Source organism: Mycobacterium sp. (assembly GCF_046091765.1).
GTDB lineage: Bacteria > Actinomycetota > Actinomycetes > Mycobacteriales > Mycobacteriaceae > Mycobacterium.
Window position 1 is genome coordinate 1 of record NZ_JBJTCF010000072.1, and the last position, 10,512, is coordinate 10,512.

The 10,512-nt window shown below is 68.0% G+C and carries 2 protein-coding genes and 1 pseudogene; all 3 read left to right on the forward strand.

Translation table 11 applies throughout. The annotated features are described in order from the left end of the window. A partial coding sequence (locus ACKOB8_RS07625) for a lipocalin family protein (RefSeq protein ID WP_526376613.1) occupies positions 1–2,699 on the forward strand: 2,699 nt, incomplete at its 5' end. Between the two features lie 318 nt (positions 2,700–3,017). Then, positions 3,018–6,527: pseudogene (rpoB, locus tag ACKOB8_RS07630) on the forward strand (DNA-directed RNA polymerase subunit beta). 50 nt (positions 6,528–6,577) lie between these two features. Then, positions 6,578–10,512 (forward strand): DNA-directed RNA polymerase subunit beta' (locus ACKOB8_RS07635; protein WP_526376614.1); only part of this gene is annotated, 3,935 nt, incomplete at its 3' end.

Consider the following 10,512-nt stretch of genomic DNA (forward strand, 5'->3'; position numbering starts at 1 on the left):
GGGCCTTCGGGCGGGTCTCGCCGCGCCGGGCGCCGGCCTTTGCCGACGGCCCCCCGGCCACTCCCGCACCGGCGGACGCGCTGCTGCTCGGTGTTCTCACGGGCACCGGCTGGCTGCCCGGCGGCCCGGCGGCGGCCGCGGTGGCCGCCCCCGCCTCGGCGACGAACCCCCGCCAGAGCGCCACGCCGGTCACGGTGGTCGGCACCACGACGGTCGGCGCACCTCCGCCGGATCCGGCGCTGCCCGGCTACACCAACGGCGTGACCGGCGTGCAGATCGGCCACTCCACCCTGGACATCCCCTGCGGGCCCAACGGCTACGTCGCCCCCGCCGACTGGTACTTCCCGACCAAGGCCGACGGCACCGTCGACGCCCAGGGCGTGATCTGGCTGCAGCACGGCTTCGGCGCCTGGAACTCGCTGTACTCCGGGCTGGCCACCCAGCTGTCCCAGCAGACCAACAGCATCGTGGTCGCCCCCACCCTCAGCTCGCTGCCGAGCCTGTTCTGCCCGGGCTGCTTTTTGTCCGGCACCGAGATGCAGCAGGCCGTCGCCGACCTGTTCCTCGGGGACCGGTCGGCGCTGAACGCCAGCGCGGCCGCGGCGGGCTACTCGGGCACGCTGCCGGAGGACTTCATCTTCTCGGGGCATTCGGCCGGCGGCGGTCTGGCCACCGCGGCGGCGGCGGACACCGTCGAGAACGGAGCGGCGGCGGGCGATCTGCTCGGCGTGGTGATGTTCGACGGCGTCTCCACCGGCACCTCCGACGGCAGCTTCACCACCCAGGTCAATGAGTTGACCGGCGTGCCGATCTACCAGATCGCCGCCCCGGCGCAGGCCTGGAACGCCTTCGGCACCACCACCAACCAACTGGTCAGCGCCCGGCCCGGCCAGTTCGACGGGGTGGTGCTGTCCGGCGGCTCGCACGTCGACTCGATGCTCGGCGTCAACCCCCTGATCGACTTCGTCCTGCAACTGGTCACCCGGCCGGTCCCGGCCGGCAACACCACCGCCGTCTACACGCTGAGCACCGGGTGGATCAACGACCTCTACGCCGGTGCCACCCCGCAGGACCCGGAGTACGGCTTCTACGCCGGCTCCAACCAGCCGATCATCATGGGCCCGACGTCGGCGATCGCGCTGCCCACCCCGATCGCCAACCAGCTCTACTTCGGCGAGGCGGTCCTGGCGGCGCTGCTGCGCCCGCTCGGCATCACCATCCCGACCGACATCCCGCCGCAGCTGCCCAACGGCGTCGCCGCCGTCACGGTCCCGCCGCTGAGCAACGGCGTCACCGGGGTGAAGACCGGTAGTGCGACCCTCGACATCCCGTGCGGCGACACCGGCTACGCCGCGCCGGCCACCTGGTACTTCCCGACCCAGGCCGACGGCACCGTGGCCGCCAACGGGATGATCTGGCTGCAGCACGGCTTCCTGGGCTTCAACGCGTGGTACTCCGACATGGCCCTGGCGCTGGCGAGGGAGACCAACAGCATCGTGGTCGCCCCGGACATCTTCTGGTTCGACACCCCGCTGTGCCCGGGCTGCTACCTGGGCAGCCCGGCCATCCGCGAAGCCGCCGCCGAGATGTTCCAGGGCGACCGCACGGCGCTGAACATCAGCGCCAACGCCGCCGGCCTGCAGGGCCCGCTGCCGGCGGCCTTCCTGCTCACCGGGCACTCCGCCGGGGGTAACTTCGCCACCGCGGTGGGCGGGCTGCTCACCGCCACCCCTGAGGTCGACAACCTGATCGGCGTGGTGATGTTCGACGGGGTGTCCCGCTCCCCGCTGTTCGACGCCTCACTGGCCGCGCTGTCCGCGGCCGATATCCCGGACTACCAGATCGCCGCGCCCCCGCAGCGGTGGAACGCCTACGGCGTGGCCACCGAGCTGATGACGCAGCTCTATCCGAACCGGTTCAACGGCGTGCAGATCGACAACGGCAGCCACTCCGACGTGATCGCGGGCAACAGCCTGTTCGCCGACCTGGCCGAGATCGCCAGCGACTTCATTGTCAAGCCGTCCCCGCCGGGCGCCAAGGCCGCGGTGCGCACCCTGGCCACCGGGTGGGTCAACGACATCTACGCGGGCAACACGCCGTACGGGCCGGCCGCGCCCGAGGTCCCGCTCTACGGGGTGTACGGGCCGGGCTACGCCGTGCCGTTCCCCTACAACCCCGCCGGCTACAACCTGCCGTTCGTGATGGGCGAGGCCGGGGTGACCACGCTGCCCGCACCCCCGCCGGTGAACATCAACGACTACTCCGGCAAGTGGTACGAGCAGGGCAGCGCGCGGCAGTTCTTCTCCATCGGTCTGGTGAACACCACCGCGACCTACACGCCCCTGCCCAACGGCTCGGTCAAGGTGGAGAACTTCGGTCAGTACTTCGGGCCCAACGGCCCGGCGGTCAACATCGTGGGTTCGGCGGTGCCGGTGAACGTGGCCAACACCCGGCTCAACGTCGGCTTCCCCGGCTTCTTCGGCGGCGAGCCAGACGCCTCCGAGCCGGGTAACTACTGGATCCTCGACTACGCGCCCGACTACAGCTGGGCGATCGTCGGCGACCCGCAGGGCACCAGCGGCTACATCCTGACCCGCGACCAGTTCATCCCCGAGGCGGAGTACAACCGGCTGGTGGCCCGGGCCTACCAGCTGGGAGTCAACCGGGTGATCATCCCGACCCCGCAGTACCCCTCCTGAGCCCCTGAGCGAGGGAAAAACGGCGCGTTTCCCTTGACGGAACGCCCGTGACGGTTCACCCTAGTGACCAGCATGCGTGTCGCGAGCCACGCCGACGGCCAGCGCCGTCCGGTCCGGACATGCGGATTTGATGCTGCCGTCGTTCTGCGGTATCGTTGAACGTTGCGCTGGCTCCCTCCCGCTCCCAACCCGCACCTCGACACCGTGGTCATGTGCTGTTCCCCGGGCTCGGACGCTTTTGCTGTACCGCGCCCCGGGTAGGTCTCCCGGGCGGGCCAGCCAGTGGGCAACGCAGATCAGCGGCTGGAAGGACGTATCTTGGCACGCTCTCGGCAGAGCAACGCGACACCGACCACCCCCCAATCCGTCCCAGGAGCGCCTCACCGAATTTCTTTTGCCAAGCTGCGCGAACCCCTCGAGGTTCCCGGGCTGCTCGACGTCCAGACCGACTCGTTCGCCTGGCTGATCGGTTCGGAGCACTGGCGCCGAAAGGCTCGCGAGGCCGGCGAGACCCAGCCCAAGGGCGGCCTGGAGGAAGTGCTCGAGGAGCTGTCGCCGATCGAGGACTTCTCCGGCAACCTCTCGCTGACCTTCACCGACCCGCGCTTCGATGAGGTCAAGGCGCCGGTGGACGAGTGCAAAGACAAGGACATGACCTACGCGGCGCCGTTGTTCGTCACCGCCGAGTTCATGAACGCCGAGAGCGGCGAGATCAAGAGCCAGACCGTCTTCATGGGCGACTTCCCGATGATGACCGAAAAGGGCACCTTCATCATCAACGGAACCGAACGCGTGGTCGTCAGCCAGCTGGTCCGTTCGCCCGGGGTGTACTTCGAGAAGTCCAAGGACAAGACCACCGAGAACGATGTCACCAGCGCCAAGGTCATCCCCGCGCGCGGTGCGTGGCTGGAGTTCGACGTCGACAAGCGCGACACCGTCGGCGTGCGCATCGACCGCAAGCGTCGCCAGCCGGTCACGGTGCTGCTCAAGGCGCTGGGCTGGACCAGCGAGCAGATCCGGGAGCGGTTCGGGTTCTCCGAGATCATGATGTCGACGCTGGAGAAGGACAACACCGCCGGCACCGACGAGGCGCTGCTGGAAATCTACCGCAAGCTGCGCCCGGGCGAGCCGCCCACCAAAGAGTCCGCGCAGACCATGCTGGAGAACCTGTTCTTCAAGGAGAAGCGCTACGACCTCGCGAGGGTGGGCCGCTACAAGCTCAACAAGAAGCTGGGACTCGACTCCGGACGTCCCACCGGTGCGAAGACCCTCACCCTCGACGACATCGCCGCGACCATCGAGTACCTGGTCCGGCTGCACACCCTGCCCGAGGGGCAGAACACCACCATGACCGCACCGGGCGGCGTCGAGGTTCCCGTCGAGGTCGACGACATCGACCACTTCGGCTACCGCCGGCTGCGCACCGTGGGCTAGCTGATCCAGAACCAGATCCGGGTCGGGTTGTCCCGGATGGAGCGGGTCGTGCGCGAGCGCATGACCACCCAGGATGTCGAGGCGATCACCCCGCAGACTCTGATCAACATCCGCCCGGTGGTGGCCGCGATCAAGGAGTTCTTCGGCACCAGCCAGCTCTCGCAGTTCATGGACCAGAACAACCCGCTGTCCGGGCTGACCCACAAGCGCCGACTGTCGGCGCTGGGCCCCGGCGGGCTGTCGCGCGAGCGGGCCGGTCTGGAGGTGCGCGACGTGCACTCCAGCCACTACGGCCGGATGTGTCCGATCGAGACCCCCGAGGGTCCCAACATCGGACTGATCGGCTCGCTGAGCGTCTACGCGCGGGTCAATCCCTTCGGCTTCATCGAGACGCCCTATCGCAAGGTCGTCGGCGGTGTGGTCACCGACGAGATCGACTTCCTCACCGCCGATGAGGAAGACCGCCACGTGGTGGCGCAGGCGAACTCGCCGATCGACTCGAAGACCAACAAGTTCCTCGAGCCGCGTGTTCTGGTGCGCCGCAAAAGTGGCGAGGTCGAGTACGTCAGCGCCACCGAGGTGGACTACATGGACGTCTCGCCGCGCCAGATGGTCTCGGTGGCCACCGCGATGATTCCGTTCCTCGAGCACGACGACGCCAACCGCGCCCTGATGGGCGCCAACATGCAGCGCCAGGCGGTGCCGCTGGTACGCAGCGAGGCACCACTGGTCGGCACCGGTATGGAACTGCGCGCGGCCATCGACGCCGGTGACGTCGTCGTCGCCGACAAGGCCGGCGTGGTCGAGGAGGTCTCGGCCGACTACATCACCGTGATGGCCGATGACGGCACCCGGCACAGCTACCGGATGCGCAAGTTCAACCGGTCCAACCACGGAACCTGCGCCAACCAAAGGCCGATCGTCGATGCGGGCGCGCGCGTCGAGACCGGCCAGGTGATCGCCGACGGGCCCTGTACCGACGACGGCGAGATGGCCCTGGGACGCAACCTGCTGGTGGCGGTCATGCCCTGGGAGGGGCACAACTACGAGGACGCGATCATCGTCTCCAGCCGCCTCGTCGAAGAGGACGTGCTGACCTCGATTCACATCGAGGAGCACGAGATCGACGCCCGCGACACCAAGCTGGGGGCGGAGGAGATCACCCGCGACATCCCGAACGTCTCCGACGAAGTGCTTGCCGATCTCGACGAGCGCGGAATCGTGCGCATCGGCGCGGAGGTCCGTGACGGCGACATCCTGGTCGGCAAGGTCACCCCGAAGGGCGAGACCGAGCTGACCCCCGAGGAGCGCCTGCTGCGCGCGATCTTCGGGGAGAAGGCCCGCGAAGTCCGCGACACCTCGCTGAAGGTGCCGCACGGCGAGTCCGGCAAGGTGATCGGCATCCGCGTCTTCTCCCGCGAGGACGACGACGAGCTGTCCGCCGGCGTCAACGAACTGGTGCGGGTCTACGTGGCCCAGAAGCGCAAGATCTCCGACGGCGACAAGCTCGCCGGCCGGCACGGCAACAAGGGCGTCATCGGCAAGATCCTGCCCGTCGAGGACATGCCGTTCCTGCCCGACGGCACCCCGGTGGACGTCATCCTCAACACCCACGGCGTGCCCCGACGGATGAACATCGGCCAGATCCTGGAAACCCACCTCGGCTGGGTCGCCAAGACCGGCTGGAACGTTGAGCACAACGGTTCGGGCAAGCCGGACTGGGCGGCGAACCTTCCCGACGAGCTGCTGTCGGCCGAGCCGAACACCATCGTCTCCACGCCGGTGTTCGACGGTGCCCGGGAGGAGGAGTTGCAGGGTCTGCTCTCCTCGACACTGCCCAACCGGGACGGCCAGGTGATGGTCAACCCCGACGGCAAGGCATCGCTCTACGACGGGCGCAGCGGCGAGCCGTTCCCGTACCCGGTGACCGTCGGCTACATGTACATCCTCAAGCTGCACCACCTCGTGGACGACAAGATCCACGCCCGCTCCACCGGTCCGTACTCGATGATCACCCAGCAGCCGCTGGGCGGTAAGGCGCAGTTCGGCGGTCAGCGCTTCGGTGAGATGGAGTGCTGGGCGATGCAGGCCTACGGTGCGGCCTACACGCTGCAGGAGCTGCTGACCATCAAGTCCGACGACACCGTCGGGCGGGTCAAGGTGTACGAGGCGATCGTCAAGGGCGAGAACATTCCCGAGCCCGGCATCCCGGAGTCGTTCAAGGTGCTGCTCAAGGAGCTGCAGTCGCTGTGCCTCAACGTCGAGGTGCTCTCCAGCGACGGCGCGGCCATCGAGATGCGCGACACCGACGACGACGACCTCGAACGTGCGGCGGCCAACCTCGGGATCAACCTGTCCCGCAACGAGTCCGCGTCCGTCGAGGACTTCGCCTGAGTCTTGTCTGGTAACCGGTTTTCTAGTCCCGCAAGGGGAAAGGGAGTTACGTGTTAGACGTCAACTTCTTCGATGAGCTCCGCATCGGCCTGGCCACCGCCGAGGACATCCGGCAGTGGTCCTACGGCGAGGTGAAGAAGCCGGAGACGATCAACTACCGCACGCTCAAGCCCGAGAAGGACGGCTTGTTCTGCGAGAAGATCTTCGGGCCCACCCGCGACTGGGAATGCTACTGCGGCAAGTACAAGCGGGTGCGCTTCAAGGGCATCATCTGCGAGCGCTGCGGCGTGGAGGTGACGCGCGCCAAGGTGCGCCGCGAGCGGATGGGCCACATCGAGCTGGCCGCCCCGGTCACCCACATCTGGTACTTCAAGGGCGTGCCGTCGCGGCTGGGCTACCTGCTGGACCTGGCGCCCAAGGATCTCGAGAAGATCATCTACTTCGCCGCCTACGTCATCACCGCCGTGGACGAGGAGATGCGCCACAACGAGCTCTCCACCCTGGAAGCCGAGATGACGGTGGAGCGCAAGGGTGTGGAGGATCAGCGCGACCTCGACCTGGAGGCCCGCGCCCAGAAGCTGGAGTCCGACCTGGCCGAGCTGGAGGCCGAGGGTGCCAAGTCCGACGCCAAGCGCAAGGTCAAGGACGCCGGTGAGCGCGAGATGCGCCAGATCCGCGACCGGGCCCGCCGCGAGCTGGAACGGCTCGAGGAAATCTGGAGCACCTTCACCAAGCTGGCGACCAAGCAGCTGATCGTGGACGAGAACCTCTACCGCGAGCTGGTGGACCGCTACGGGGAGTACTTCCAGGGTTCGATGGGCGCCGAGGCGATCCAGAAGCTGATCGAGAACTTCGACATCGACGCCGAGGCCGAGTCACTGCGCGAGGTGATCCGCAGCGGCAAGGGCCAGAAGAAGATCCGTGCGCTCAAGCGGCTCAAGGTCGTGGCGGCCTTCCAGCAGTCGGGCAACTCGCCGATGGGCATGGTCCTCGACGCGGTTCCGGTGATCCCGCCGGAGCTGCGCCCGATGGTGCAGCTCGACGGTGGCCGGTTCGCCACCTCCGATCTCAACGACCTCTACCGCCGGGTGATCAACCGCAACAACCGGCTCAAGCGGCTCATCGACCTCGGTGCGCCCGAGATCATCGTCAACAACGAGAAGCGCATGCTTCAGGAGTCCGTCGACGCGCTGTTCGACAACGGCCGCCGCGGCCGGCCGGTCACCGGACCGGGCAACCGGCCGCTGAAGTCACTGTCGGATCTGCTCAAGGGCAAGCAGGGCCGGTTCCGTCAGAACCTGCTCGGCAAGCGGGTGGACTACTCCGGCCGCTCGGTCATCGTCGTCGGCCCGCAGCTCAAGCTGCACCAGTGCGGTCTGCCCAAACTGATGGCGCTGGAGCTGTTCAAGCCGTTCGTGATGAAGCGGCTGGTCGACCTGAGCCACGCGCAGAACATCAAGAGCGCCAAGCGGATGGTCGAGCGCCAGCGTCCGCAGGTGTGGGACGTCCTCGAGGAAGTCATCGCCGAGCATCCGGTGCTGCTCAACCGCGCACCCACGCTGCACCGGTTGGGAATCCAGGCCTTCGAGCCGATGCTGGTGGAGGGCAAGGCCATTCAGCTGCACCCGCTGGTCTGCGAGGCGTTCAACGCCGACTTCGACGGCGACCAGATGGCCGTGCACCTGCCGCTCTCCGCCGAGGCTCAGGCCGAGGCCCGCGTCCTGATGCTCTCGAGCAACAACATCCTGTCGCCGGCCTCGGGCAAGCCGCTGGCCATGCCGCGTCTGGACATGGTGACCGGGCTGTACTACTTGACCACCGAAATCCCGGGGGACAGGGGCGAGTACACCCCGGCGGCCAAGGACCGTCCCGAGACCGGCGTGTACAGCTCGCCGGCCGAGGCCATCATGGCGATGGACCGCGGCGCGCTGAGCCCGCGCGCGCAGATCAAGGTGCGTCTGACACAGCTGCGCCCGCCGCACGAAGTCGAGACCGAGCTGTTCGGCGAGAACGGCTGGCGGCCGGGCAACGCCTGGACCACCGAGACCACGCTGGGCCGGGTGCTGTTCAACGAGCTGCTGCCGCAGGGCTATGCGTTCGTCAACGAGCAGATGCACAAGAAGGTCCAGGCGCGCATCATCAACGATCTCGCCGAGCGCTACCCGATGATCGTGGTCGCCCAGACCGTCGACAAGCTCAAGGACACCGGTTTCTACTGGGCCACCCGAAGCGGGGTGACCGTGTCGATGGCCGACGTGCTGGTGCTGCCGGAAAAGCAGGAGATCCTGGCGCGCTACGAGCAGGATGCCGACGGTATCGAGAAGAAGTACCAGCGCGGCGCGCTGAACCGCCAGGAGCGCAATGACGCGCTGGTGGAGCTGTGGAAGAAGGCCACCGAGGAGGTGGGCGACGCGCTGCGCGAGCACTACCCGGACGACAACCCGATCATGACGATCGTGGAGTCCGGGGCGACCGGCAACTTCACCCAGACCCGCACGCTGGCCGGCATGAAGGGTCTGGTGACCAATCCGAAGGGCGAGTTCATCCCGCGCCCGATCAAGTCCAGCTTCCGCGAAGGCCTGACGGTGCTGGAGTACTTCATCAACACCCACGGCGCCCGCAAGGGCCTGGCCGACACCGCGCTGCGCACCGCCGACTCGGGTTACCTGACCCGTCGCCTGGTGGACGTGTCCCAGGACGTGATCGTGCGCGAGCACGACTGCGGCACCGAGCGCGGCATCACCGTCGACCTCGCCGAGCGTGCCGCGGACGGAACCCTGATCCGGGACCCGTTCGTCGAAACCTCCGCCTACGCCCGCACACTGGCCGCCGACGCCATCGACGCCGGGGGCACCGTGATCGTCGAGCGCGGGCACGACCTGGGCGACCCGGCCATCGACGCCGTGCTGCAGGCCGGCATCAGCTCGGTGAAGGTGCGCTCGGTGCTCACCTGCGCCAGCGCCGCCGGGGTGTGCGCGATGTGCTACGGCCGCTCGATGGCCACCGGCAAGCTGGTCGACATCGGCGAGGCCGTCGGCATCGTGGCCGCGCAGTCCATCGGCGAGCCGGGCACCCAGCTCACCATGCGCACCTTCCACCAGGGCGGTGTGGCCGGTGAGGACATCGTCGGCGGTCTGCCCCGCGTCCAGGAACTGTTCGAGGCCCGCGTTCCGCGTAACCGTGCCCCGATCGCCGACGTCTCCGGCCGGGTTCGCCTGGAGGAGAGCGAGAAGTTCTACAAGATCACCATCGTCCCCGACGACGGCAGTGAAGAGGTGGTCTACGACAAGCTCTCCAAGACCAAGCGGTTGCGGGTGTTCAAACACGACGACGGCACCGAGCGTCTGCTCGCCGACGGCGACCACGTCGAGGTCGGCCAGCAGCTCACCGAGGGTTCGGCCGACCCGCACGAGGTGCTGCGGGTGGAGGGACCGCGCCGGGTGCAGATCCACCTGGTCCGCGAGGTCCAGCAGGTCTACCGGGCCCAGGGCGTGTCGATCCACGACAAGCACATCGAGGTCATCGTCCGGCAGATGCTGCGCCGGGTGACGATCATCGACTCCGGCTCCACGGAGTTCCTGCCCGGCTCGCTGACCGAGCGCGCCGAGTTCGAGGCGGAGAACCGCCGGGTCGTCGCCGAGGGCGGCGAGCCCGCGGCCGGCCGGCCGGTGCTGATGGGCATCACCAAGGCCAGCCTGGCCACCGACTCGTGGCTGAGCGCGGCGTCGTTCCAGGAGACCACCCGGGTGCTGACGGATGCGGCGATCAACTGCCGCAGCGACAAGCTCAACGGTCTCAAGGAGAACGTCATCATCGGCAAGCTGATCCCGGCCGGCACCGGCATCAACCGGTACCGCAACATCCAGGTCGAGCCCACCGAGGCGGCCCGGGCGGCGGCCTACACCATTCCGAGCTACGAGGACCACTACTACAGCCCGGACTTCGGTCAGCCCACCGGCGCGGCGGTGCCGCTCGACGACTACGG